Source organism: Nostoc sp., from assembly GCF_036917395.1.
GTDB lineage: Bacteria > Cyanobacteriota > Cyanobacteriia > Cyanobacteriales > Nostocaceae > Nostoc.
In genome coordinates this window covers 216,665-241,883 of the sequence record NZ_JBALDI010000005.1, presented here as the reverse complement: position 1 = coordinate 241,883, position 25,219 = coordinate 216,665, and the positions used below count along the sequence as shown (strand labels likewise).

Here is a 25,219-nt window from a genome sequence, read left to right as displayed (position 1 = left end):
CCTTTGAACCTGAACCTTAAGCCTTTGAACCTGAACCTTAAGCCTTTGAACCTGAACCTTAAGCCTTTGAACCTGAACCTTAAGCCTTTGAACCTGAACCTTAAGCCTTTGAACCTTAACCTTAAGCCTTTGAACCTGAACCTTAAGCCTTTGAACCTGAACCTTAAGCCTTGACTTCTAACTTTTGTCTCCTGATTCTCGACTTTTGACTTTTAAGTGAGATATTACACCAGTCGCAAAAACCACCATAGGTTAGAAACCTATGGCTAATAGCTTAAGTCCTCTCAAGAGGACTAAACTCGATTAATGGCTGGTATCGATGGCAGTCTACTTTAGTGGACTTAAGCTAAAAGCGTGTGAAATTTATTTCTTGGCGGGAGATTGAGCAGGTGTTAGATGCCCAACTCGTGAAGATTGGATAATTTATTTGTTAGAAATTCCTAATTGCCACCTCCCCACTTTTAAACATGGTTGAATATCTTATTTTCTTAGCAATTTCTACAGCACTTTTCGCTTTATTCGCACTAGGACTCAATTTGCAATGGGGCTTTACCGGGCTAATTAACTTTGGTCATATTGCTTTCATGACTCTGGGAGCATATACAACCATATTGTTAAGCTTGAAGGGCGTCCCCCTACTAATATCGGCAGTAGCTGGGACAATTGTCGCCGCCTTGCTGGGTTTAGTAATTGGTTTTGCAACTCTACGCTTGCGGGAAGATTATCTAGCAATTGTCACTATCGGTACAGGCGAACTAATTCGTCTGGTGGTGAATAATCAGGATTTACCTGTGGGTGACACCTGGATTTCTGGGGCGTTTGGTGTGCAAAGTTATCGCATACCCTTATCCACTGAGCCGAATTTGTTTGTCAGATTTGTGATGATTGGGTTGTTGACGCTACTGGCTGCTGTAACTTTCTTTACGTTATGGCGGTGGATTCGCATCACCCAGATGTCTCGGACTACTGATTTAGCCCAAAGGATGACTAGTAAGGAAGAATTTGCGTCGCGCTTGGGTGTGGGAATTGTATTAGCAATTTTGGCAGCAGCAATCTATATTTCTGGGGTGATCGGACTGTATAATTACAACCCAAAAGCAGGTTTAATGCTGGTGCTGCTGTTGGTTTTAGCATTTGTATACTGGCGGTTAGAAATTTTGGTGCGATCGCCTTGGGGTAGAATTCTCAAAGCCATCCGTGAAGATGAAGAAATTCCCAAGGCGCTGGGAAAAAATGTCTTTTGGTATAAATTACAATCTCTCATGCTTGGAGGTGCGATCGCGGGTATCGCTGGTGCTTTTTTCGCTTGGCAACTGGGCGCGATTTACCCTGATAATTTCCAACCGCAGATTACCTTTGACACTTGGATCATGGTGATTTTAGGTGGTTCTGGGAATAATGTTGGCACAATCTTAGGGGCGGTAATTTTCTTTACTTACGATGCGCTGACGCGAGAAGTATTACCCAGAATCTTTCCCCTTGATGAAGCCCGTTTGGGTGCATTTCGGATCATGGTAATCGGACTAATTTTGATGGTGTTGATGATTTGGCGACCTCAAGGTATCTTAGGGAAAAAGGAGGAACTCACTCTTGGTAAATAACCAGTCATCCTCACTTCCCCTTTTGGTAGCCACTGGACTTTCTAAAAGCTTTGGTGGTATTAAAGCAGTTAATGAGGCGAAAATCGAAGTTGCCAAAGGCAGCATTACCGGCTTGATTGGCCCCAATGGTGCTGGTAAAACCACCTTATTTAACTTACTCTCGAACTTCATCCGCCCTGATAAGGGACGAGTGATTTTTGACGGTGAACCTATTCACAATTTGCAACCATATCAAATCGCCCAGCAGGGAGTAATCCGCACTTTTCAGGTTGCACGAACTCTCTCGCGGTTGTCGGTGTTAGAAAATATGCTGCTGGCGGCTCAAAAACAAACAGGTGAAAATTTTTGGCTAGTGCAGTTGCAGCCACACATCGTCGCGAAGGAAGAAAAGCAACTCCAAGAGCGGGCAATGTTCCTGTTAGAATCAGTGGGCTTGGCAAAAAAAGCACACGATTATGCTGGTGGCTTGTCCGGTGGACAACGTAAGCTGCTAGAAATGGGACGGGCATTGATGACTAATCCCAAATTAATTTTGTTGGATGAACCAGCAGCTGGGGTGAATCCGAAACTGATTGATGATATTTGCGATCGCATTATCACTTGGAACCGTCAAGACGGGATGACCTTTTTGATTATTGAACACAATATGGATGTGATTATGTCCTTGTGCGATCGCGTTTGGGTACTTGCCGAAGGGCAGAATTTGGCTGATGGTACACCCGCAGAAATTCAAACTAATCCAAAAGTTCTGGAAGCTTATTTGGGAAAATAGACTGCAATTGGCCTTCTGTTCCAAAGCTATCCCACAGAGAGAGGCTTTTATTCTTGCCCTGATTCGCTGGTAGGAAACGGGTTGTGGCTTTAGTTTGAGAAAAAATTGCACACGGTGTCAAATCTTCGGAAATTTGGCTCTTGTTAAAATCGAGTTATATATCTCAGTGGAAAAAGCTTTTTATGTCAATGATGACAGTCAGAGATTTAGAGCAAGTCCAAACCGCTTTTACCGAAGCAGGTTTAGATTACCAGCTGGAACTCGAAAATGGGAAAATTTCAATAATGGGCCCGTCAGATATTGTATCCAGCGAAATCAGTAGTCGTCTCATCGCCTTTCTCTTTGCTTGGATAAATCCTCGTCGCTGGGGAAGAGTGTTTGATTCTGCAGGCGGTTTCATCATGCCAGATACAAACCTCAAAGCACCCGATGTTTCCTTTGTTCGCGCTTCCCGACTTCTCGAAAGTCCTCGTTACTTTGGAGAACTTGTCCCTGACTTGGTGGTAGAAATTAAATCTCAGAGCGATAAAATTAAACTTATAGCAGCTAAAATTCTAAAATTTATAGAACTAGGAGCGATCGTCGGTATTCTGATTGATCCTGATGAAGAGACAGTTACAATTTATCGCTCTACAGGCGAACCGACAGTTTTAGAAAATGGCGATACTTTAACGATACCAGAACTTTTTCCAGGTTGGGAATTGCCCGTTACTGAATTGTGGCCTCCAATCTTTACCGAGGAAGAAACACAAATTTAGTGAAGAACTTTGGTAGCTACTCGCTAAACAATTCCAAGCTAATTTTGTTGGATAAATCAGCCGCTGGGGTGAATCCTAGACTAATTGATTATATTTGCGATCGCATTATCACTTGGAACCGTCCTAAACTATGAAAAAGTTCAAGAGTGGAGGCGTAGCATTATGGTAATCACTCCCAACACCGCATCTGAGGTCATCTACCCCGAAAGCGACGGACAACCAATGGCGGATAATACCAAGCAATTTCGCTGGATAGTAACTATTAAAGAAAATTTAGAAATTTTATTTGCATCGCAATCAGATGTATTCATCGCTGGAGATTTATTTTGGTATCCAGTTGAAGGCAATCCTAACATCAAACAAGCACCTGATACTTTGATAGTGTTTGGTAGACCCAAGGTAGATAGGGGTTCTTACAAGCAATTTGAAGAAGAGAACATTCCGCCACAGGTCGTGTTTGAAATATTATCTCCTGGTAATACAACTAAAGAAATGGCAAAGAAACTCCTGTTTTATCAACGCTATGGAGTTGAAGAATATTATATTTACGACCCAGACCGAAATGAATTAGCTGGGTTTGTGCGCTCAGAAGATTGGTTGCAAGAAATTAACCAGATTCATGGGTGGATAAGTCCGCGTCTGGGAATCCGCTTTGAACTTACTCCACAAACTCTAGAAATATATCGCCTTGATGGATATAAATTTCTTACACCCGTTGAGCTTGACCAAATACGTACACAAGAACGTCAAGCCAAAGAAATAGCTCTCCAACAACTGGAGGAAGAACGCCAACGATATCAAGATTTATTGACACGACTGCAAGAACGGGGAATTAACCCAGAACAATTGTGAAACATCTTTCATATTTATGTTGTCCGCCAATAAACCCCATTCTCTCGCTGCATTAACTGGGAAGCAATCAGTTCTCGTCGTAGGGTGGCGCAATCAGGATGGTAGCGTTTGAGAATGTCATTTACCAGGCGTTCAGGGTAGTTGACTCCCACTTCAAACTGGTTTGCTAACCACTTGAGAATAACTAGACGCTTTTTGCGGCTAGCGGGGATTTCTTTGAGACAATATCCCCGACTTCGTAAAAGTTGTCGGGGATTTTGTTGTTCAGTTTAACTAAACTGCTCCCCTGCATCCAGGTTGAACAGCATTTGCAGAGTTTGCATACAGTGCCGTCTAGCTTCAACATCTTGCTGCGATCGCAACTGTACCATCGGGTCATGTAAAATCTTATTGACAATTCCCCGTGTTAATGCTTCAATTACTTCTTGATGTTTTTCAGCGAATTCGGAACCTAATCTCGACAAAGCTTTTTCTAATTCTTGTTCACGGATGGTTTCGACTTTATTCCGCAGACAGCTAATAGTGGTAACAGTTTCTAGACTACGCCACCAAATATCAAAGGCTTCCACTTCTTCTTCTAAAAGCCGCTCTGCTTCCTGTGCAATCTTCCGACGGCTTTCATAGTTTTGTGCTACTACTGCCTTCAAATCATCCACATTAAACGCCTGCACATTTGCCAGTTCATTCACATCCGCATGAACATTACGCGGCACAGAAATATCAAATAACATCAGAGAGCGCTGAACTTCTAAAACCATTTCCAATTTGGCTCGGTCAAGTATCGGCTCTGTTGCTGAAGTACTTGTAAACACTAAATCGCTATCGGCAATTACTGCCATCATTTCCGATAGCGGATGAATTTGGATAGGTTGTTGAGGGAACTGCTTCGCTAATTCTTGGGCACGTTCACGAGAGCGATTTACAATACTAATTTGCACAGCACCTTTAGAAAGTAGGTGTTGCACAAGCAGCCGCGACATTTTACCAGCACCCAGAATTACTACTCGACAAGCAGCAAAATTTGCCACTTTTATCTGCGCTAATTCCACAGCTGCCGAACTAATAGAGACAGCGCCAGTACCAATACTAGTTTCAGTGCGAACCCGCTTACCAGCTGTCAGCGCTTGTTTAAATAATCGATTCAAAATGGTTTTTATACCGTTATATTGCTGCCCCAGTTTGTGAGTAGTCTTCACCTGAGCCAGAATTTGACCTTCTCCAAGTACCAGACTATCTAAACCACCCGCTACTCGCATGACATGCATTACTGCATCACCATGCAGCAGCATAAACAGGTGTCGTCGCAGAGAAAGCGCGGGCAATTTGCTATGTTCCGCAAGAAACTGAGTTACTTCTCGAATACCTTGGTCTGCTTCATTGGTAACAATGTAGATTTCTAAACGGTTACAAGTGCTAAGAATTGCAACTTCATCAATATGGGGATAGCTGACCAGATGAGCGATCGCACTTTCAATTTGTGGTTCTGGAATGCTCAGTTTTTCCCGGACTTCTACTGGGGCTGTTTTATGGCTTAACCCCACCACTGCTATATTCATTTGCTAAATCGTAGTTACTAGTTGGTAGTTGCGAATAAGGTATTAAGTGAGAATCGGGAATGGGGGATTTTTGTTTATTGGTTGGTAGTTTTTCCCAGCAACAAACAATAAATAATCACTAACTACTAACTACTAACTACTGTAAGGGTAAAGCATTTGGGTGACTATTTTTCCGTTTTATAGAAAGATTTCTTTCCAAATGCTTTGCCGCTACTTTTACCATTCCCCATTCCCTAAAAATTAGTTCAGTTGGAGAGTTTTCGGTTCACCAAACATGTGAATTGTATCAACAAATCGAGCAGTTTTAGACTGGTTAGAAATTACCAAGCTTTGAGTTCTGGCTCCACCGTTGAAGAAACGTACACCTTCCATGAGATTACCACTGGTAATGCCGCTAGCAGCGAACAGAACAGTTTTACCGGATGCCAGTTCATGAGCATCATAGACCTTATCAGGGTCATTGATATTCATAGACTTTAAGCGATCGATATTGGCTTCTCTGCTTTCTCCAATCAGACCTGTTTTTACGACTGCTGGATCGTAAATCAGTTGACCTTGGAAGTGTCCGCCCAAAGCACGCATTGCTGCTGCCGAGATTACACCTTCAGGAGCCGCACCGATACCCATCAGCGCGTGGATATTAGTTCCAGCAAAACCACAAGATATAGCTGCACCCACATCACCATCTGAAATTAGGGCGACTCTCGCTCCAGCCTCACGGATTTCTTTAATTAAATCGTTGTGGCGTTCGCGCTTCATCACCACGATCACAAGTTCTTCAATAGAGCGATCTAGACACTCAGCGAGAATCTTGAGGTTTTCTGTTGCTGACTTGTTGATGTCTACCTTGCCCTTAGCTGCGGCAGGTGCTGCTAACTTCTTCATGTAAAAGTCAGGAGCAGCAAATAATCCACCCTTTTCAGAAATTGCCAACACAGCCATCGAACCAGGTTGTCCATAAGCTACCAAGTTCGTACCTTCACAGGGGTCAACGGCGATGTCAATTTCAATTAATTCATCAGGGTTACAGAGAGCTTCGGCATTTGGTTGGGTACAGATACCAACTTCTTCCCCGATGTATAGCATGGGCGCGTCGTCGCGTTCGCCTTCCCCAATTACAATGCGACCACGCATATAGATTTTATTCATCCGTTCCCGCATAGCTTCCACAGCTACTTGGTCAGCAATGTTTTTTTCGCCTTTACCCATCCACTTTGCAGATGCGATCGCGGCTTGCTCTACTACTTCAATAATCTCTAGCCCAAGTGAATTTTCCACAGAGTCTACCCTCTCAACTGCTTGAATTTCCGTCGTTTCATCTGCTATTTCAGTTTTCAAGTCTACCAAAGGGCGGATACACGTGGAATAAAGTTAAGTTTTACTACTAACTTGTTAGAAAAGTACCATTTAGCACACTCTGATTTTTTACTCATACTAGTCCAGTATAAAACGTGTTCAAAATTAACTAAATCAAGAATTGGTACAAATTTGTAGCAGTGTATATCTAAAACATTTTTTTCTTCTGTATCTCTCTTCAGGTATAAAATAATAAAGAAAAAAGCTAGTAAATTCATTAAAAACTCAAAAATGAGGCGCAGAGTAAAGAGCTTGTCTAGTTAAGGGGTGAATCGTGTTTATCGACTACATCACACTAATGTTGGTCAATATGGTAGCTGGGTTATTTCTACTGGCTTACTATGTATATAGTGGTATAGATAGTTCTAATCAAAGACAGTGGATTCCTGGGTTTGGAATTACGGGTGCGATCGCACTAACAACTGGTTTACACATGAGCTTCACCTGGCCAGTAATCGGTAGCTTTAATATTGCCTTCGGTGAAACAAGTGTCTTATTTGGAATCTTGTTTATTGCAGCGGCGATCGCCATAGCTCAAGGTTGGGATTTATTCACAATCGCAATCTACGGCTTCTTTGCTGGTGCAGTTGCGATCGTAGTGGGTATCCGCATCCTCAACTTGAATTTGACAAAACAACCGCTTTTATCGGGAATCGGCTTTATTTTAACTGGATTAGGCGGTATTTTTGCAGCCCCAACTCTCTATTGGAAAACCAACCGAACTTGGCGGTTAATTGGCGTAGCTGTGCTGATAGTAGCCGCTCTAATTTGGGCATTGACTGGATATTTGTCTTACTGGAATCATTTAGAAAGTTTTCAAAAGTGGGTTCCAGCCCCAAGGCGGTAGGCAATGCCAGCAATGATCTAGGGTAGAGATATAGTTAAAATCTTGCTTAAGAAAATATGCTGGACTTTCTTAATCCTCTCTTAAATCGCCATCCAGAGCGAGTCAAAGCCAACGTCGAACTTTACACATGGCAAACTTGTCCTTACTGCATTCGTGCCAAAATGCTGCTGTGGTGGAAAGGTGTAAATTTTACTGAATATAAAATCGACGGCGACGAAGCAGCCAGAGCTAAAATGGCAGAACGCGCTAACGGACGCCGTAGTGTACCGCAAATTTTTATCAATAATCAGCACATTGGCGGCTGCGATGACCTCTATCAACTAGACACACAAAGTCAACTAGATCCCCTTCTAGCCCAGTCCGCTATTTAGCAATCAAATTAACCCTCAACGGTTGCCTTGGTGATCCCATGTTGGGCAATTTTGGATTTTGAGACTGCGCTGGCTCCCCAACGCAGTGCCTCCTCCTTTTACGAGAGGATTGGAAGTGAGGTCAGAATATTAAGTTGCAGATCGCGTATTGATCAGAATATGCTAACTAAGTATACGGAATATCTTATACATCAACAATGGATGAGTTATGCTCTAGAATTAGCAAAAGCAGCAGGAAATGCAGGTGAAATCCCTGTCGGTGCTGTTATCATTGATCCAACCGGCAAATTGCTGGCAGAAGGAGAAAACAGAAAAGAGCGCGACAAAGATCCTACCGCTCATGCGGAAATTATCGCTCTTAAGACAGCTGCAATAACTTTAAAAAATTGGCATCTTAATGAATGCACTCTCTACGTAACTCTCGAACCTTGCCCGATGTGTGCAGGTGCTATTCTGCAAGCACGTCTAGGATTGCTTGTATATGGAGTAGACGATACAAAAACTGGCGCAATTCGTACAGTTATTAACATACCCGATAGCGCTGCTTCTAATCACCGTCTCCAAATAATCGGAGGCATTCTAGAGTCAGCTTGTCGTCAGCAATTACAGGCTTGGTTTGCCACTAGGCGGCGTAGGGTAAACTACGGACAGAGGTAAAACTGTCCATCTAGTAGGACACAACTCACGCAAGAGAATCTACGGTGTAACTAATCAGTTTTTCGTTAAATTTTTACCCGTCAATCAGCTGCATCCGTCATCATGGAATTTTACTCTTCATCCGATACCTGTCAGCGCCCACCAGCAAATTCTGAGGTGGCTGGTACTACCTCAAGGGTTTCTCCTTGGTTAAGTCCTCTGGCATATTTATTAGGGCGTCACTGCCTATTACCATTATTCTTTGGGCAAATTAGAATAACCGGACAAAAAAATATCCCTACAACTGGGCCTGTGATCCTCGCGCCTACCCATCGGGCGCGTTGGGATGCATTACTTGTACCCTACGCTACGGCTGATTGTCGGAGAGAACAAGACCTGCGGTTTATGGTGACTATTGACGAATGTCAAGGTTTGCAAGGCTGGTTTGTCCGACGTTTGGGGGGGTTTCCTGTAAATTTAAAGCATCCGTCAGTCCGCACGCTGCGACATGGAGTTGAGCTACTTCAACAGAAAAAAACCCTGGTCATCTTTCCAGAAGGTAATATTTTTCGTGATGGCCAAGTTCACCAGTTGAAGCCGGGAATTGCTCGTCTTGCTTTGAGTGCTGAATCTAATGATTCCGGGCTGGGAGTGAAAATCATACCTATAGGTATTAATTACAGCCAACCTTATCCAAATTGGGGTACAGATGTGAGTATTCACATTGGCTCTCCAATCAGAGTAGCGGATTACATGAATGGCTGTATAAAACAAGATGCCAAAAACATGACGGCTGATTTAGCAAAGGCACTGCAACAATTAAGCCATCAAGAAACAAAAATTATTAATCACGCATTTGCAGAAATTACTAATTCTTAATCTAGTCAAAAGTTCCAAGACTTGTACGTTTTCAGAATTTGGCACTAATTGCTAAGTGCTATATCCATCCTGAAGAAATCACAAAAGATTAGTGGTATTTTGCAACCTTTGAGGATGTATACATATATAGATTACCTTTTATTGACGGGATATTCAGCCAAATTGGCATTTTTTTGAGCAAACAGCTAATAATTGTCTGCATACTGAATTAGTTGATGAGAAATATTCTTACTATTTGGTCAGACAGTTAAATGAAAGTCTTTGGATTTTAGTTGATTTTGTAAACATGACTGGTAAAAACCAAATTTTGGGAAGCCCGGACTAAGGACATCGCCATGTTTAAGTGGTTTGGTGCGATGCCTACGGCGGGCTACGCCTACGCGAATTAGTTTAAGCAGTGCTTTGGGAAGATTCTCGTGCCAAATATCGCAGTTAACTTAAGATAATTATTGGCGAGGAAAGTCGGTAGTCAGACAGATGCTGAAGCAGTCTAAATTCTTTTCTAAAATCAACTCTTCGTCACCGCCTTGTGAAACTACTCCCAAGCTGCTTGCCAGTAAACCGATGATTGGAAAATCAAAGGAATTAACACGTTAACGCAGTCCACTGTTGGTATCACTGATTACGACGATTTAAGTTAATTACTATACAAGGTTAATGGGAACTCTATTAAACCGATTTTCAGTCCTAAATCAGAGATACTTAGGATGTGTCTTTGCTTTGTCCAAGACCAAAACAGAGTTAAGATACCCGAAGTTTCCATAACTTTTTTATATAGTTGTCGCACTAATTGATCCCATGAACACTGCTGCCGCTGTTACCTTGATGCACCGTACTGTTTTATCAGTCATAGCAGTCCTCAGCCTGCTATCACCTGTGAATGCTCAGGTATCACAGTCACCAGGCACTACCAGCCAACCACAACCCATTGACCCTAACAATCCCAATAACCTTCGCCCTATAACCCAAAATAGCAGCCTTTTGAGCATTGAAGGGGGCGATCGCCTTGTGAAAGAGGCAGAAAAAGCCGTTTCTGCTCAAAACTACCCCTTAGCTGCTAAGAAACTGCTAGAAGCACGTCAGGTTTATAATCAGCTATCTAATTTTTATCAAGAGTTAAATTCTAGCTTTTCGGGAATTGACAACAGAGTTTCTGATTCTCAGCGTCAAAAAGCTCTAGTAACAGCCCAAAAGCGAGATGAAGCAACTTTTCAGCTAGCATTGGTACATCGGGCACAAAATCAGCCAGAATTAGCTGTACCGTTGTTGATTCAAATAATTAAAAGTCAAAATCCGACGCGGGATTTAGGCAAGAAAGCCTATAAGCAGTTATTTGAATTAGGTTTTGTAGATTCTCCCTATCCCAGAGAAGCTAGTGGTTCATCTTCCTCACCCCCAAAAAAATAAATTAAATTGGCGTTGCCTGTTTTTCCTCATCTCCCCCATCTTTCACATCCTTCTCTCCCTGAGCAGTACCTTGGAACGCCCCAGTGCTAGGATAGGATTATCTGCCGTTTGACCCAGCGTTCTCAAAAATATACCTCAGAGACGCCTTTATCGCCAGCCTTGCCAAAACCTGAACTTGGCACAGGCATTTGCTCTATATCTGTTAATAATAGAAAAGTAAGTTTTTTCAGGAATAGCGATGATTAGTCCGCAGCAGGTTGAGGCAATGATCAAGGCGGAACTGGCAGACGCCCAGGTTCAGGTGCAAGACTTGACTGGTGGCGGTGACCACTATCAGGTAACAGTAGTTTCATCGCACTTTGCAGGTAAGGGACTCGTGCAACAGCACCAGTTAGTTTACGGTGCTTTGGGGCAAGCTATGTCAACTGAAGCGATTCATGCCTTGGCAGTAAAAACATACACTCCCGAAGCTTGGCAAGCAACACCAGCTTCGTAAACATAGAGTTAGGAATTAGGAGTTAGGAGTTATGAATTTTTAACTTCTCACTCGTCATCGTTGAATGCAACATAGGAAACACAAATACCATGACGCCAGAACTCAAAGAGAAAATTGATAACTTGCTACAACAGAACAAGATTTTAGTTTTCATGAAGGGAAACAAGTTAATGCCCCAATGTGGTTTCTCCAACAACGTTGTGCAGATTCTCAATACCTTGGGAGTTCCCTTCGAGACAGTTGATGTTCTATCAGACTCTGAAATCCGTCAAGGAATTAAAGAATACTCTAACTGGCCGACAATTCCCCAAGTGTATATCAATGGTGAATTCCTTGGCGGTTCTGACATCTTGATTGAACTGTACCAAAAAGGGGAATTGCAGGAAAAGGTAGAAGTAGCACTAGCCTCGTAATATCTCTTTACGCAAACCAGAGGGTATGCTGCTGAATTTGCGCTTCGCAATCAAGGCAATGTGCCGTTTTTAATGTCCTTGAAAGGGGAGATACTATTTCTCTCCCCTTTCAAGGGTTTTTTAATAGGTTTTTCACAAAAATACTTGACCTATCTTGGAATTGATTTTAGGGCTAGTCAAAAATCCCCTCAGTCGAATTGGCAAGACCAAGTTTAGGGCTGAGGGGATGCGTTTTCTCAATACAATATCTCCAAAATCTCACACCACGGCAGCCCATTGACGAATACAGATAATATGCTATAATTATCTGCGGTAATTAACGGTTACTCTCAATGGCCAGGTAAATGGTACTTAGTAGTAATCGCGTTGTGGCAGTGGTTGCGGCACTGCAAAATTTGAGCCATCGTACAAGTAGCGGCTGGCTTCCTCTTCTAAGCGATGAATCAGAAAAGGTTCAATGATGTTGCCATGTCGCAGTGCGGCTAGATATCCATCCAAATACATCCGCATATCATCCGTGCGATAACCGCGATTCCATAACTCGACGAAGGCGTCGGTGAGTCTTTGGTAATAGCGGATGGTTTGTGTGTCTTGGAGCATAACTGCTGTATTAATCTCTTTGGAATGAGAATTGTAAATGATTCACGCTCAAATGTGAACTGTAATTTCACTTTGGCATCAACTCAAAGTCAACACATCTACTTTGGGCAGTACCCTCATAGCAGCTACAAGCTACTTTAATCCTATTCCAGAAAACATCGATTCTGGTTATCTGCTAAGTTATTTTTCTAATTTTCATACTTAACAGCCCAATTATATTGGTGTTATGTTCGTGGATGTGGGTACTAAATTTTTGCGAAAAAATCTCCTTTCACCATCAAGTTAAAAAGCTGTTGTAGTAACGGCTAGCTAGTTGGGTTATAGATATTTACCACACTACACCCACCTGAAAGCTGAATATTAAGCTAAAAGAACTTTTAATAAATTTAATAACACTTTTGATAAACTTAATAAAAATTTAATAATATTTCTAATTGCCTTTTGACAAGGCATAAATTAAAGATATTGCCACGCTTTTTATGAGGAAATGTAAAGCTAATAGCAATTGAAGTAACAAAGGCTACAAAACCTTAGAGATGGGCTTGTTACTTTGAAAGGCATCGACGCTAAGGAATCTTGCCACCGTGGGTTCGGTTTGTATAGAAATCATTGAGGGGAATCCCCATCTGAGGTCGTTATTGGGTTGGCACTTGCAACAACTGGAATACCGTGTGCATCAAGCTGCCAGTATTTATCAAGCAAGGGAAGTATTTCTAAGCCATCAACCAACACTGGTAGTCTTGGATGCAGACCTCCCTGATGGTGACGGCATTGAGTTTTGTCGTTGGTTGCATCGTCAGCAGCAACCTCTTATTTTAATGCTATCTGCCCGTAATACTGAAGGTGATATCGTCGCAGGTTTAAAGGCGGGTGCAGATGATTATCTGAGCAAACCTTTTGGGATGCAAGAGTTTTTGGCACGGGTAGAGGCACTGATTCGCCGGAAGCGCACACCTACTGCACCAGCTTATTTGGATTATGGCACTTTGCAAATCGATTTAGTTCAGCGCCGCGTCCGCTTCCAGGGGGAGTTCATCGACTTAACGCCCCAAGAATTCAGTTTGCTGTACGTTTTGGCACAAGCTGGGGGAGTGCCTCTGAGTAGGTCAGAATTGCTGCGTCGTGCTTGGCCTGACGCTATCGATAACCCTCGGACCATTGATACTCACGTTTTATCGCTGCGGAAAAAGGTTGAACTTGATCCCCGGCAACCCAACTTGATTCAAACTATCCGCAATGTAGGATACCGTTTTAACATGGAAATTTTGAATATCAATATTTCACAGTCACAAACAACAAAGTTAGTTAGAGAGAGATTTAGTAATCAACGTTCAACACTTAGTAGTAGTCAAGTGTAAATGGGCCAAACAGGGCAAACAGGGCATTTGGGTGAGGGAAAGCAAGAAAACGACTCCTGATTCCTGTTTCTTAACTCATCCAAAATTTAAAATCCAAAATCGTCTTGAGCTTTTGCTTTAATTAAGCTTTCTCGCAATTCAACCCAGTTTATCTCAGAGACTCTTTGATTTGCGAATAAATGACCTTGTTGCAGGTGTAATAACCGAGTGCAAAACATTTGGGCTAGTTCCAGTTGGTGATTTACCATCAGAATCGTGGTTTGATGAGTTTGACTCAACTGAGTTAAGACTTGCATTATATGAGAAGCTGTACCAGCATCTAGGGCAGAGGTTGGCTCGTCTAATAATAATATTTTAGGCTGGATGACTAAGGCACGAGCGATCGCTATTAGTTGTCGTTGTCCAGCAGAAAGTTGTACCTCTGTTCGCCCTAACCATTCACTGGGAATGTGCAATTGTTCTATGCAGTGATTAACTCGTTGCTGAATTGTCTGTTTGGGCAAACCACGCAAAACTAAAGGATAAGCCAAAGCTTGCCCAACTGTCATCCCCAACAGCTTGGATTCTTGCAATACAAGTACAAGCATCTGGCGTAGCTGAATGACAGGAATTTGGCGATATTCTTGATTTTCTAGATACAGTTTACCATTCGTGGGTTCAATTAGGCGGTTGAGGAGGTGCAGTAACGAAGTTTTACCAGCACCAACTGGGCCTACAATCGCAATGCGATCGCCCTGGAATACTTCTAAGGATATATCCTGCAATATAGGGTATCCCTGCTGATTACCGGGAAGTTGGGTTTTCAGCTTTGTAAACAGATTAACTTGCTCTAGCCTGAGTGTGGCTTTTGCTGTATTCAAGGGGAGTGGGGAGTAGGGAGTGGGGATATGGGGAAGATGAGGGAGAAATAATCAATACTTCTCTTCTTAGGCTGCGCCCTAAGTGTAGCTATGCCGCAGGCTTTACGGCTATGCTCAGGACAAGCTCAGTACAAGTGCCCCATGCCCAATACCCTATTTTAAGTTAATTGTGCAGTAGTTAAGGCTGTAGCGATCGCCCAGCCATCGACCAATAGTAGCAGCAGTGTGAATCCCAGTAAAATCAAGTACATCCACGGCTGTGCTAAAGGGCGAACATCTGTGGTGTCAATGCCTGTCTTTGCTTGGACAATTTGGACGAAACGGGCAAATCCGGCTATACGCATTGGTAGTAAATAAGCTTTCCCATCCTGGCTGAGGAAGTAATAAACTAGCCCTCCTTGACCAGTGGTGCGGGGTTTTAACTCTTTCACCTCTGACCAAGGTAAAAACCAGCCTTTACGAAAAAAGCGAGGCACCCAAGCGGGGTAAGTAACCTGAATTCCCTGGTCATCTACCATTACTTGTTCAGTCATTACAGCATACAAGGCAACTAAGCCGATGCTAATCCCTATCCACAATAATCCTGGGGGTACGGGTGCAGCTGTTACCTGCGATAAGAAGGGTAATGGAACTGTGAGTGCTATATATAGACTCAGTAGCGTTATCCGAATCAAAGGAGACAGACGAAAAACAGAAGCTAAGGTATTGGCTGAGTTTGCTGTCACGGCTCAATCACGATTATTGGCTTTAAATTCATACTAACTGGAAACCTGGCAAGCATTCAGGCAGACAAACACGAATACTTGTTGATACTTTTATTTTCTCCATGCCAGTAGAGCTTGCAGAGAAACACTTTCTTTAAATTGCCCTGATGGTTCAATAGATTGTCATGCAAGCCACTTCTTAATCTAAAATTTAAAATCGGTTTAGGGTAAATACTTTTGCACTACAATCCAACCAGTCAGGGACACCCAAGCAAATCCGACAAATAGGATAATATTTACGCCGATGTGTAGGGGTCTAGCCCAAGGCCGTCTGGCACTAATTTGCGTGGCACTGAAAGCAGACAGTAAAACTAATGCTACCACTATCAATCCAGCAACTAAGTGTGACGAGTGCCCTAAAGAACCAAAGTGTCCCCAAGTGCCAACAATACCAATTAACAGAAGTAGCAGCACTAAACTTACCATGCTGATGCCCATTGTATAGTGGAGCGATCGCACCTCTCTATTTCCACCCATAAATGGGGTAATAAAAGGGAATTGCTGCGAAGTTCTCGCCCGAAACATCCAAACGCCGGTGACTGCTAACATCAGATATGCCAGCAGGGACAACCCCATCGACCAGGCGGCTATTTTCCACAACCAAAGAAATGAAGGCAGATTCATAAGATTGATTGTAGTTGAGAGTTGGGGAGCAGAGGGGAAGTTGTAGTAAGTATTTCTCCTCTGCCCCAATGCCCAATAAATAATAAATAAAAAGGGCTGCTAAATTAGCAACCCTCAAATTAAGTAAAATTGTTTTTTTAATCAACCGATGCTAAACCAAGGATTTGCAAGGGTTTTGTAGTATCTCCAATTTTTGTATTAATTTGCTGCACCATTAGTTTGGTATTAATAGGGTCTTTTCCATCTGATGAGTCTGTATCAAACTCATAAGCACTAGGTTCTTCGAGCATCAGGCGATCGCACGGAATCTTATCAGATAAAATTGCACTTGCCATCATCCCTGTATGAATCTCCAATTGACCTTTTCGCGGAGCTTCAAACACTAAACGTTGTCCAGGGAAAACAACCCTTTCAAAGTACCAGTTAGGAATATTGGAGATGCGAGCTATCTGTATTTTGCTCGTGGCATTAATGTAGCAGCAGAGAATTTTTCCCGATTGCTTAGGTGGTAGAGGATCTAATATTTGAGCCATAACTGCTGAGGAGCTTTACGCCACAATTTTACATTACACTTGCCAAGCCTAGCATTGCCTGATCCCCAGTTGTTGTAGCTCCGACTACCAACTTAACTCTTTATAGATAATTTCTACCTAAAGATATATCGTAGGTTCTAAAAATCTTGTAAGTATTTATGCTTCATTTGCAATTTTACACTATGTGAACATCTTTGAGTTTTTAATCTCTGGCAAAAAAGTTTTAACTTCTTTAGGGCAGATAATTACAGGGTAGGTATGGTGAAGATTCCCTTAACTTGAGCCTAGTTCAGGAGTGTATTTTTGTGTTTCATATATCCCAGGATCAAAAGCCTGGGATCATCGCTTAATGAATGAACTCAATGTTATCGTAAAGCTATATGAAAAATGTCTTCATAAAGCCTCTCTTGATCCCCTGCATTTGGTATACAAAGCAATTTTATTGATTCCTGCATCTGTGAACCAAAGTTTTTTGTATATCAATAATTGGCTTAAATGTCAAGCAAAATTTAAGATATTAAGAGTAGCCAAAACAAAAACACGCCTTAAAACTGGAATTTATTTCGCTTTCCCCAAAGATTGGCAAGATGGAAGTCAAAACACCCATGATGGAAAATCGAATTCTTTACGTTCGCCTTCCTTGTAACCCTATCTTTCCCATTGGGGTTGTCTACCTGAGCGATCACGTCCACAAACAGTTTCCTAATATCGAACAGCGCATTTTTGATTTGGGAACAGTGCCACCTTTAGATTACACTTTTGCCTTGGATCGCTGTATCGATGAATTTAAACCGACACTGCTAGTATTTTCTTGGCGGGATATTCAAATTTATGCTCCGGTTGGTGGACGTGGTGGCAACCCACTGCAAAACGCTTTTGAATTTTACTATGCTAAAAATCCTCTTTTGAAACTACGCGGCGGATTGGGCGGTTTACGAATCTTCATCGCTTATTATGTTGAGTTATGGCGTAATCAGGGTTTAATCAAACGCGGTTTAAAGCGTGCCCAAAAATATAATTCTAATGCTCGTGTAGTTGTAGGTGGTGGTGCAGTCAGTGTATTTTATCAACAGTTGGGTAAAAGCTTACCCCAAGGGACAATTATTTCTGTGGGTGAAGGGGAAACCCTGCTGGAAAAACTTTTAAGTGGCAGAGATTTTCGAGATGAACGCTGTTACATTGCAGGAGAAACTCAACCACGCAAACGACTAATTCATGAACAACCCACCCCACTAGAAAAAACAGCCTGTAACTACGACTATATCGAAAGTATTTGGCCGGAATTTAACTATTATCTGCAAGAGCAAGATTTTTATATAGGTGTACAAACTAAGCGTGGTTGTCCTCACAACTGTTGTTATTGCGTTTACACTGTTGTCGAAGGCAAACAAGTACGCATCAACCCAGCAGATGAAGTAGTTGCGGAGATGCGCCAATTATATGATCGCGGCATTCGCAACTTCTGGTTTACCGATGCCCAATTCATCCCAGCGAAAAAATTTATCGACGATGCCATAGAACTCTTGCAAAAAATCGTCGATTCTGGTATGACAGACATCCACTGGGCAGCATATATTAGAGCTGACAATTTGACACCCCAGTTGTGCGACTTGATGGCGAAAACCGGGATGAACTACTTTGAAATTGGGATTACCAGTGGTTCTCAAGAACTCGTGCGGAAAATGCGGATGGGGTATAACCTGCGAAACGTCTTGCAAAACTGCCGTGATTTAAAAGCAGCTGGTTTCAACGACTTAGTTTCCGTCAACTACTCCTTTAACGTCATTGATGAACGTCCCGAAACCATTCGCCAAACCATCGCTTACCACCGCGAACTAGAACGGATTTTTGGTGCTGATAAAGTCGAACCAGCCATCTTCTTTATTGGACTGCAACCCCATACCCATTTAGAAGAATATGCTTTCAAAGAGGGCATCCTCAAACCAGGGTATGATCCAATGAGTTTGATGCCGTGGACAGCCAAAAAACTCCTCTGGAATCCCGAACCCCTTGGTTCATTCTTCGGAGAAGTCTGCTTGCAAGCTTGGCAACAAAACCCCAACGATTTCGGACGTGAAGTCATGAAAATCTTAGAAGAAAAGCTGGGTTGTGCCGACTTAGAAGCAGCACTTTCTGCACCATTAGAAACGAAAGAAAAACAGTTAGCGGGTGTATCCTAGAAAATACGAATTCTGAATTTCTCCCCCTCTCTTCCTCTGCGTCGCGCCAGTTGCTTTAAGTCGGGAAACCCGCCCAACGCACTGGCTTATCTGTGCCTCTGCGGTTATTTTTACCAAATCCCATGTTAGAAGGTTCAATTTTACAACAGTTAGAAACATCCCATCGCCATACCACCAGGCCAATTCGATTCGGTGTTTACTACAAAAATACCCTTGTTGCCCTGTGCCACGCTCTAGAAGACCATATCTTAACCGACGACGGTACACCCCTAGTTATCACAGCCTTCCAACAGGGTAAATGGTATCTACAAGAAGCTGGGCGATATGCAGACATCGCACAGCGCAGCCGCCAAATTGCCATCATGGCTGCTGCTGAATCCGGCTTTGCTGAACATCCTACCAGCCAGCTAGCCAATGTAGACTTAGTAGCATTAGATCCAATTGATCCAGTAGCGCAGGAGTGGCACTTAATTATTTTATCGCCTAAATACACAGCGATGGTGATTTGTCAAGAATTATCAGAGGCTGATTATGGCAGCGCTGGAGTCCCGACATCAGACTTAGAGCGTAAATTCTATGGCTTGTGGACATTTGAGCCAGAGTTAGTGCAAGAGACAGCAGAAATAGCGATCGCTCACATCAGAAAATACAACCCAGAACTGGCGGATAAACTCACAGTTGATAAACAACAAATTGTACCGTCAATTGCCAGATCCCAAAATTTAGGTGCAGTTGTCTCCCGTGTAGTAGATTACCTCCAGACTGAGCAAGATAATTTATCCATACCAATAGCACTTCGCCAACAAACGCTAGATCGCAACTTGATTTCTAACGAAATCCAAGCCTTTTTGCGAATGGCGCAACTGATGGATATGGCAGATGTCAACAATCCAATGGCAGCTGCGGAAGTAGTAGTTCTTGCTGAAGCGATCGCCCAGCTTTTGGATCTTCCTGCATGGCAAATTAAACGGTTGCGCCTGGCAAGTTTGTTGCATCGCATAGATCCATTACAGAAAGCAGAAAGCGTTCTCACTGGCGGTATATCCACACGTTACCAAGAAGATGCCCCCAGTTCTCCCTTAACTTGTCCCTTAGTACCGGGGGCGCAAGTATTGCGAACCATGCCACGACTACGAGCAGTTGCCCAAATTATCACTCACCAAACCGAGTGGTGGAATGGCACAGGGGAACCAGCAGGTTTAGCTGGAGACGAAATACCCCTAGAGTCGAGAATTTTGGCATTATTGGCAGACTTTCAGTGGCGAGTCAATCAGCGAAAATTGTCAAATCAAAGCCAGGAACAGATATTTTCTCAAGCTTTAGATGAGTGCAGACAGCAACAATCTACCCGCTTTGACCCTAAACTTGTAGATACCCTAGCTTTGTTAGTTATGGGTTTACAACAGGGACTAGACTTACCTGTAATCACACCCAAAGTTAGCGCCGGCATCTGGATACTTGATTCCCAATGGGATAGCCACAGCAAGATAAGTGAGGAGATTGGTAGTTACTTTACATGAATATTGAAGCCATTAGATTAGGAAAACTCAAACAACTTCCAGGGGCAAATTTAGAAGACGAGGAACTCTCTCGACTGGATTTAAGCCGGATTAATCTTGCTGGTGCTACCCTTGTCGGCACTAATTTCGCGGCTTCCAAACTCGAAGGTGGGCATTTGGAGGGGGCAAATTTGATGGGAGCAAACCTCCAAGAAACTGACTTGCGAGCGAGTTTGATGGGAGCAAATCTGATGCAAGCAGATTTAACAGGTGCTGACTTGCGGGGTAGTAACTTGCGCGGCGCTAACTTGATGGGAGCAAGACTCAGTGATGTATCATTGGCGGGTGCTTTCTTGAGTGGTGCCAATTTGATGAATGTGAACTTACAAGGCGTTGACTTGCGGGGTGCTGACTTGCGGGGTGCAAACCTAACTGGAGCAAATCTCAAGGGTGCAGATTTGAGTCGCGCCGATTTGCAAGGGACGTTGTTGAGTGAAGCAAACCTAGAAGAAGCTGACTTGCGGGGGGCGAATTTGGCAGGGGCGAATTTAACGGGGGCGAATTTACTCTGTGCAGAGTTAGAAGGTGCAAATTTGAGCGGCGTTAATTTGGATAAAGCGTGTTTGGTGGGTACAGTTGTGGAGGCTGCGTTTTGAATAGGCTAGCTTTCCACGGGAGGATATTTGATGCTACGTGCTGTATTATCAATATATTCTTGTGAAAAAATTTGTCTTCCTAATAGCAACGCTTCTTGCCTTTCTTCATCTGTCATATAATCATCTTTCTTGAGTCCTCTAGGGGTGCGTCGAGGATTTCCTCCTGCATCTAAATATCGCTGACGTGCGATCGCAAATAGTTCTAATATTCTTTGTGCTTGCTGCTGTTTAATGGTGTCAGATTGGATCATCGTTTTTATTCCCATCCAAAGGTCACTACTTCGCCGTTTTGTAGTATCGTTGCCAAGGGTAAAACAGTGCTAGGAGTTTGAATGTGCCAATACCCTGTGTCTTCATCATATAATCTCCAAACAAGTAAATTTAGAGTTTCTAAGGCATTTATTACCAAGTATTGCTCTTCTGTGGGTTCCATAAGTAATGAGTGTGTATATAAGCCAACGCTCATCTTATCAGAGGGGCGATCGCTCAGTTCGCCCTCGTATCCACAAAGCTAGTACACTCATTAACAACACCCCCATCACTCCTTGCAGGGGATTATTATTCACACCAGTTACCCAATCAGGAACTTGAGCAGAATATTTTACTAATTTACCCACATTAATAATGTAGTAACCCCAAACTAAACCACCATGCAAACCAATTGGAAAACCCAAGCGTCCCCTCCGCCAACGCTTTCCCCATACTTGCGTTAACCCCAGCAGTACTAAAGCTGGAAATTGCGGCAGTGTATGAATAATTGCCTCCAAGGGTTTAATAAAATGCAATGTAGCAAATGCAGTTGCATCTGTCCACAGTGCCACACGTGGACTGTAATCTCGTTGTAATTCATCTAGCAACCAACCTCGGAATAACAATTCCTCAGCAAATCCAACACCTAAGCCAACAAGTAAACCTTCTAAAATTACTTTCAGTAAAAAAACTTTCGGTTGTTGCCACACCAACCAACCCAACAAACCTTCTACCCCAAAAAGTATCAGAATATTAATTATGCCCATAGCCAAGCCCCGCAGTAAATCCACACCGTTTTGTCGCGTGAATTCTAAGCCATAATGCCGTAGAATTTGGGGCTGCTGGTAGACATACTTACCCCATAGTTTCAGGAGAAAAATAAATACCGCATATAACAATATCAATGTCAATATACTTTCTAAGTTTGAATCATGCACTAGTAAGTATATTGGTGCAGCTAAGGGTAACCATAGCAGCAATAAAGTCACAATAAAAGAACCCAGCCTAATGGGGGCAGGGCGTTCAGCTAGACGGACAAGGTTTTTTTTCATACTAAATAGGTCAATAATCAGCAGTAAATACTCCAGATTATGACTCTTGATTATTGACCAATGACTATTCGTCAGGTTCAATCGTGCTACTTAAACCGTGACTTTTCAATGTTTCGCTATAGAACTCAGCGTGTTCCAGAGCGCAAGTAATAACTAAAGCTAGCCCGTTAGTATGGGCTTCCATCATGATGCTAACAGCCTGGGGTTGGGTAAGGCTTGGCACAGTGGCTATTAGTGACTGCACAACATGCTCCATAGAATTGTAGTCGTCGTTATGGAGCAAAACGCGATACCGAGGCGCTAGCTTACGGATTGTGGAAGGTTTTTCAATAGTTTCAACTGACACGGCTCTTTGCTCTTTTCTTGTTGATTCACCACTACGAAGTGTCTGTGTAGCGATCGCTTAACACTTATTTACCTATTCTATAGTATTTCTGTTCAGATACTATGCTAGGAAAACCCTTTACTGCCAAGGATTGGTCGTATTAGCTTTGCGTAGCCACTTGTGAAGCAGATGTCTTAGACATCGTTGCCGTGACAGTGCTAACCTAATGTTACATAAGCTTCCTTAAACGTAGCGCATTTTCACTTTTAAAATTAAGGAAGTTGCAAAATAATCCTTGCCCCTGCCCAAACTGCGTAATGATGGACATTAGCCTAGATTTTCTTCAACCAGGACAAATTGTGTCTTTAGAGCATGGCGACAGGAATCTGTATGCAGAAGTCATCCAATTTATAGTTTCCCGCCAGTTGTGCTGGGTGCGTCCTTTATTAATGGTTACTTTGATTCAAGAATCGCCGCTAATTACCGATTTGCGAGATGCGTCTGACCTACTTTGGCCTGCCAATTTATTTCGCCCAGCACTAGACACAGAAGTAATTACCTTCTTGAGCCAAGTTTTAGCAAAAGAACCAAAAACTGAACCTGATTTAGGTGCCAAGCAACAACTCAATCAATTTATTCACCAACTTTGGCAAGCATATCAATAGGTATTGGTCAAACAGGGCATTAGGTATTAGTTATCCTTTCTTGTCCCCCTTGTCTCCATCAGGCGTAACGGATGCCAGCATATTTCATCCGTTGAATTCCTTCTTGCAACCGCTCATCACTAATAGTTAAAGCAATTCGGAAAAAGCCCTCTCCAGATGCACCGTAACCACTACCTGAACACACAATAATACCACATTTGTCAAGTAGCAAGGTTACAAATTCTGCTAAGGAATATCCTGGGGGAACAGGTGTCAGACGTAAAGGGTAGTTTTCAGAGGCTGAATCGGCCAACCTAGAGATTGCAGTCCATTAACAATCATATCACGGCGATTTTGGGAAACCAACATTATGGCTTAGAATTCTACTTCAGTGGTAGGAGAATAAGCTGCGATCGCACATGCTTGAATTACCTTAAATACCCCAGAATCAACGTTAGTTTTTACCTGTGCCAAGCCTTTAATACCAACAACACAACTAACTCGCCAGCCTGCCAAAACTTGTTTCATCTATTTTAAAGTTTTATTGCTTCAGTCTCAATCAAATTCACTTGATAAAGGCAAGAAACCTCTATGCCTAAGCAATTAGGAATATCCGAAGCTAGGAACCAACTGAATTCTCCCAGCATCCATCTCTGCCATTAATAATTCTAGAGCTTCGTAATCAACATCAGAAACGTAACCCAGTTCCGTCAGTTCTGAGTTGATTTCATTTTCTATCTCAGGAGTTAGTTTTTTAATGTCAAGAGCTTTTTCTACCAATTTACGAATAGCGTACTTAGTTCTCATAAGTAATAATCCAACTGTATATGATACTAATTATTTCAAAGACATCTCAGTATAAAGAGTAATCCAAATACTACTTTATTAGTAATTTAGATGACAATTTAATTAGTTAGATAGATGATAATTCGCTATGACTATGGCGTATACCATCAGCAACGCTAAAGCGGAAGATTTAACTTACCGTTAAAACTTGGCTAAATTAGCTTGAGTTATATATCAATACAATTTGATTTTTGAAAAAATTTAAGTAGATGTAAAGAAGCCAGCCGTCTGGGTGGGTTTCCCGACTTGAGCGGACTGGCGTTGTATTATCGCCCTTGAGTACGGCACTAAAACCTTCAAGAAGTGCCTTACGCTTTGCTAACATAACGCCAGTTGCTTCACTTGGGGAAACCCCTCTGAGCGCTGGCTCCCCTACGTAAATTTCAAAATCAAATATGAGTCCTATAGACTAAGTAAGTTTTCTCAGCATAGTTACGGATGTATTTCTCTGTTCTAAGGCTGTCTATGTTGATTGTTTTTGAACTGGGATAAAAAAAAAGTATATATAAACACATTTCAAACTGGAATTATGACAATCTTTAAACAGAGATACTAAAGCAATAAAGATTCAGCAAAGAGACCTAAGACGTATGGTCGATGCAATAAAAAAAAGTTTATGTTCAAATAATTCTCAGCTTGACGCTTTGATAACTCTCAATAGGATGTAACTATGCAGGCAGTGCTTCACTATCCCAAGGTCGCAGTTATTAGTCCCCAAGGCTGTTTGAATGCTGCAAACGCCTTGGAATTTGAACGAGATATGACCACAGCGTTGGCACAAAATGGTATTTCCATCTTGGTGGTAGACCTAGCAGCAGTAGAATCGTTAGACAGTGCGGGGTTGATGGCATTGTTATCTACACACAAGCTGGCTCTTAGTTTAGGACGGAGTTTCCGACTTTGTACTGTTGCTCCGTCAATTAAAATTATTTTTGAACTAACGCAACTCGATAGGGTGTTTGAAATATTGGACGGTGAAGCCGAGTTGGCTGCAAGATAACTTTATCTAAAAGCAGAAAAGTTTGCGTAAGGTCTGGACTTTATGTAAAGGAGTTATAAGTTGCAACGATAAACTATGTCATAAG

At 42.5% G+C, this 25,219-nt stretch carries 30 protein-coding genes and 3 pseudogenes; 19 read left to right on the top strand and 14 right to left on the bottom strand.

Annotation, left to right across the window (positions count from 1 at the left end):
* The first annotated feature begins 467 nt into the window (after window positions 1-467).
* From V7K46_RS05285 to V7K46_RS05265, 5 genes and pseudogenes are all read left to right on the top strand, one after another.
* Entirely contained in the window at window positions 468-1,601 is a 1,134-nt protein-coding gene (locus V7K46_RS05285; RefSeq protein WP_335111555.1) for a branched-chain amino acid ABC transporter permease, read from the top strand.
* Window positions 1,591-2,373: an ABC transporter ATP-binding protein gene (locus tag V7K46_RS05280; RefSeq protein ID WP_334724032.1), complete on the top strand. Its 783-nt coding sequence runs from the start codon at window positions 1,591-1,593 to the stop codon at window positions 2,371-2,373. Before V7K46_RS05285 ends, V7K46_RS05280 begins: the two co-directional genes overlap by 11 nt.
* 182 nt (window positions 2,374-2,555) lie before the next feature.
* Window positions 2,556-3,131, top strand: coding sequence for a Uma2 family endonuclease (locus V7K46_RS05275; protein ID WP_335111554.1), 576 nt, complete (start codon window positions 2,556-2,558; stop codon window positions 3,129-3,131).
* Window positions 3,132-3,160: 29 nt separating this feature from the next.
* Window positions 3,161-3,253: pseudogene (locus tag V7K46_RS05270) on the top strand (ABC transporter ATP-binding protein); the annotation flags it as partial.
* Between the two features lie 40 nt (window positions 3,254-3,293).
* On the top strand, window positions 3,294-3,983 hold the full coding sequence (locus V7K46_RS05265) for a Uma2 family endonuclease (protein WP_335111553.1): 690 nt from the start codon (window positions 3,294-3,296) through the stop codon (window positions 3,981-3,983).
* Between the two features lie 14 nt (window positions 3,984-3,997).
* On the opposite strand, the pseudogene V7K46_RS05260 reads toward V7K46_RS05265, so the two are convergent.
* The 3 genes and pseudogenes from V7K46_RS05260 to glpX all read right to left on the bottom strand — a co-directional run.
* Window positions 3,998-4,204, bottom strand: a pseudogene (locus tag V7K46_RS05260) (DUF2087 domain-containing protein); the annotation flags it as partial.
* A gap of 48 nt (window positions 4,205-4,252) precedes the next feature.
* Window positions 4,253-5,539, bottom strand: coding sequence for a glutamyl-tRNA reductase (locus tag V7K46_RS05255; protein ID WP_335111552.1), 1,287 nt, complete (start codon window positions 5,537-5,539; stop codon window positions 4,253-4,255).
* 240 nt (window positions 5,540-5,779) lie between these two features.
* Window positions 5,780-6,817 (bottom strand): class II fructose-bisphosphatase, encoded by a 1,038-nt coding sequence (glpX, locus tag V7K46_RS05250; protein ID WP_335111565.1) that lies wholly within the window; start codon window positions 6,815-6,817, stop codon window positions 5,780-5,782.
* Window positions 6,818-7,169: 352 nt separating this feature from the next.
* On the opposite strand from glpX, the gene V7K46_RS05245 reads away from it, so the two are divergent.
* The 7 genes from V7K46_RS05245 (at window position 7,170) to grxD (ending at window position 11,944) form a co-directional block, all read left to right on the top strand.
* Window positions 7,170-7,742 carry a DUF981 family protein gene (locus V7K46_RS05245; RefSeq protein ID WP_335111551.1) on the top strand — a complete coding sequence of 191 codons (573 nt, stop codon included), beginning with the start codon at window positions 7,170-7,172 and terminating at the stop codon, window positions 7,740-7,742.
* A gap of 56 nt (window positions 7,743-7,798) precedes the next feature.
* Window positions 7,799-8,113 carry a glutaredoxin 3 gene (gene grxC / locus V7K46_RS05240; protein ID WP_334970349.1) on the top strand — a complete coding sequence of 105 codons (315 nt, stop codon included), beginning with the start codon at window positions 7,799-7,801 and terminating at the stop codon, window positions 8,111-8,113.
* Window positions 8,114-8,272: 159 nt separating this feature from the next.
* Window positions 8,273-8,770, top strand: coding sequence for a tRNA adenosine(34) deaminase TadA (gene tadA / locus V7K46_RS05235; protein WP_335111550.1), 498 nt, complete (start codon window positions 8,273-8,275; stop codon window positions 8,768-8,770).
* A gap of 102 nt (window positions 8,771-8,872) precedes the next feature.
* Entirely contained in the window at window positions 8,873-9,628 is a 756-nt protein-coding gene (locus V7K46_RS05230) for a lysophospholipid acyltransferase family protein (RefSeq protein ID WP_335111549.1), read from the top strand.
* 798 nt (window positions 9,629-10,426) lie between these two features.
* Window positions 10,427-11,035, top strand: a complete 609-nt coding sequence (locus tag V7K46_RS05225; RefSeq protein ID WP_335111548.1) for a hypothetical protein — start codon at window positions 10,427-10,429, stop codon at window positions 11,033-11,035.
* A 238-nt stretch (window positions 11,036-11,273) separates the two neighbouring features.
* A complete protein-coding gene (locus tag V7K46_RS05220; protein ID WP_335111547.1) occupies window positions 11,274-11,531 on the top strand; it encodes a BolA family protein in 258 nt (85 codons plus the stop codon).
* A gap of 89 nt (window positions 11,532-11,620) precedes the next feature.
* Window positions 11,621-11,944, top strand: a complete 324-nt coding sequence (gene grxD, locus V7K46_RS05215; RefSeq protein WP_298918833.1) for a Grx4 family monothiol glutaredoxin — start codon at window positions 11,621-11,623, stop codon at window positions 11,942-11,944.
* A gap of 351 nt (window positions 11,945-12,295) precedes the next feature.
* Here the strand turns inward: grxD and V7K46_RS05210 are convergent, their stop codons facing one another.
* Window positions 12,296-12,544 carry a DUF6761 family protein gene (locus tag V7K46_RS05210; protein WP_335111546.1) on the bottom strand — a complete coding sequence of 83 codons (249 nt, stop codon included), beginning with the start codon at window positions 12,542-12,544 and terminating at the stop codon, window positions 12,296-12,298.
* A gap of 584 nt (window positions 12,545-13,128) precedes the next feature.
* Between V7K46_RS05210 and V7K46_RS05205 the strand changes: the two genes are divergently transcribed.
* Window positions 13,129-13,902 carry a response regulator transcription factor gene (locus V7K46_RS05205; protein WP_335111545.1) on the top strand — a complete coding sequence of 258 codons (774 nt, stop codon included), beginning with the start codon at window positions 13,129-13,131 and terminating at the stop codon, window positions 13,900-13,902.
* Window positions 13,903-13,988: 86 nt separating this feature from the next.
* On the opposite strand, the gene V7K46_RS05200 is transcribed toward V7K46_RS05205, so the two are convergent.
* From V7K46_RS05200 to V7K46_RS05185, 4 genes are all read right to left on the bottom strand, one after another.
* Window positions 13,989-14,762: an ABC transporter ATP-binding protein gene (locus tag V7K46_RS05200; protein WP_335111544.1), complete on the bottom strand. Its 774-nt coding sequence runs from the start codon at window positions 14,760-14,762 to the stop codon at window positions 13,989-13,991.
* A 158-nt stretch (window positions 14,763-14,920) separates the two neighbouring features.
* Window positions 14,921-15,487 (bottom strand): hypothetical protein, encoded by a 567-nt coding sequence (locus V7K46_RS05195; protein ID WP_335111543.1) that lies wholly within the window; start codon window positions 15,485-15,487, stop codon window positions 14,921-14,923.
* A gap of 201 nt (window positions 15,488-15,688) precedes the next feature.
* Window positions 15,689-16,150, bottom strand: a complete 462-nt coding sequence (locus V7K46_RS05190; protein ID WP_335111542.1) for a DUF4079 domain-containing protein — start codon at window positions 16,148-16,150, stop codon at window positions 15,689-15,691.
* A gap of 137 nt (window positions 16,151-16,287) precedes the next feature.
* Window positions 16,288-16,683 (bottom strand): DUF1830 domain-containing protein, encoded by a 396-nt coding sequence (locus V7K46_RS05185; RefSeq protein ID WP_335111541.1) that lies wholly within the window; start codon window positions 16,681-16,683, stop codon window positions 16,288-16,290.
* A gap of 349 nt (window positions 16,684-17,032) precedes the next feature.
* On the opposite strand from V7K46_RS05185, the gene V7K46_RS05180 reads away from it, so the two are divergent.
* The 4 genes from V7K46_RS05180 (at window position 17,033) to V7K46_RS05165 (ending at window position 21,018) form a co-directional block, all read left to right on the top strand.
* Window positions 17,033-17,329 carry a hypothetical protein gene (locus V7K46_RS05180; protein ID WP_335111567.1) on the top strand — a complete coding sequence of 99 codons (297 nt, stop codon included), beginning with the start codon at window positions 17,033-17,035 and terminating at the stop codon, window positions 17,327-17,329.
* Window positions 17,271-18,863, top strand: a complete 1,593-nt coding sequence (locus V7K46_RS05175) for a photosystem II high light acclimation radical SAM protein (protein WP_335111540.1) — start codon at window positions 17,271-17,273, stop codon at window positions 18,861-18,863. Before V7K46_RS05180 ends, V7K46_RS05175 begins: the two co-directional genes overlap by 59 nt.
* 122 nt (window positions 18,864-18,985) lie before the next feature.
* The gene (locus tag V7K46_RS05170; RefSeq protein WP_335111564.1) at window positions 18,986-20,383 is read left to right on the top strand and encodes a DICT sensory domain-containing protein; all 1,398 of its coding nucleotides are present in this window, start codon (window positions 18,986-18,988) and stop codon (window positions 20,381-20,383) included.
* Window positions 20,380-21,018 carry a pentapeptide repeat-containing protein gene (locus tag V7K46_RS05165; RefSeq protein ID WP_335111539.1) on the top strand — a complete coding sequence of 213 codons (639 nt, stop codon included), beginning with the start codon at window positions 20,380-20,382 and terminating at the stop codon, window positions 21,016-21,018. Before V7K46_RS05170 ends, V7K46_RS05165 begins: the two co-directional genes overlap by 4 nt.
* Before the next feature lie 5 nt (window positions 21,019-21,023).
* Here V7K46_RS05165 and V7K46_RS05160 read toward each other — a convergent pair whose 3' ends face one another.
* The 4 genes from V7K46_RS05160 to clpS all read right to left on the bottom strand — a co-directional run bounded on the left by V7K46_RS05160 (window position 21,024) and on the right by clpS (window position 22,665).
* Window positions 21,024-21,269, bottom strand: coding sequence for a hypothetical protein (locus tag V7K46_RS05160; protein WP_335111538.1), 246 nt, complete (start codon window positions 21,267-21,269; stop codon window positions 21,024-21,026).
* Between the two features lie 5 nt (window positions 21,270-21,274).
* Entirely contained in the window at window positions 21,275-21,451 is a 177-nt protein-coding gene (locus V7K46_RS05155; RefSeq protein ID WP_335028006.1) for a hypothetical protein, read from the bottom strand.
* Window positions 21,452-21,488: 37 nt separating this feature from the next.
* Window positions 21,489-22,319, bottom strand: a complete 831-nt coding sequence (locus tag V7K46_RS05150; RefSeq protein WP_335111537.1) for a CPBP family intramembrane glutamic endopeptidase — start codon at window positions 22,317-22,319, stop codon at window positions 21,489-21,491.
* Window positions 22,320-22,383: 64 nt separating this feature from the next.
* Window positions 22,384-22,665: an ATP-dependent Clp protease adapter ClpS gene (clpS, locus tag V7K46_RS05145; RefSeq protein ID WP_335111536.1), complete on the bottom strand. Its 282-nt coding sequence runs from the start codon at window positions 22,663-22,665 to the stop codon at window positions 22,384-22,386.
* A 299-nt stretch (window positions 22,666-22,964) separates the two neighbouring features.
* Between clpS and V7K46_RS05140 the strand changes: the two genes are divergently transcribed.
* Complete coding sequence (locus tag V7K46_RS05140) at window positions 22,965-23,309, top strand: hypothetical protein (protein ID WP_273769628.1); 345 nt, start codon at window positions 22,965-22,967, stop codon at window positions 23,307-23,309.
* A 58-nt stretch (window positions 23,310-23,367) separates the two neighbouring features.
* Here V7K46_RS05140 and V7K46_RS31940 read toward each other — a convergent pair.
* Window positions 23,368-23,804: pseudogene (locus V7K46_RS31940) on the bottom strand (aminotransferase class I/II-fold pyridoxal phosphate-dependent enzyme); the annotation flags it as partial.
* 87 nt (window positions 23,805-23,891) lie between these two features.
* The gene (locus tag V7K46_RS05125; RefSeq protein ID WP_335111533.1) at window positions 23,892-24,095 is read right to left on the bottom strand and encodes a hypothetical protein; all 204 of its coding nucleotides are present in this window, start codon (window positions 24,093-24,095) and stop codon (window positions 23,892-23,894) included.
* A gap of 709 nt (window positions 24,096-24,804) precedes the next feature.
* Between V7K46_RS05125 and V7K46_RS05120 the strand changes: the two genes are divergently transcribed.
* Window positions 24,805-25,134, top strand: a complete 330-nt coding sequence (locus V7K46_RS05120) for an STAS domain-containing protein (protein ID WP_298911697.1) — start codon at window positions 24,805-24,807, stop codon at window positions 25,132-25,134.
* The last annotated feature ends 85 nt before the right edge of the window (window positions 25,135-25,219 follow it).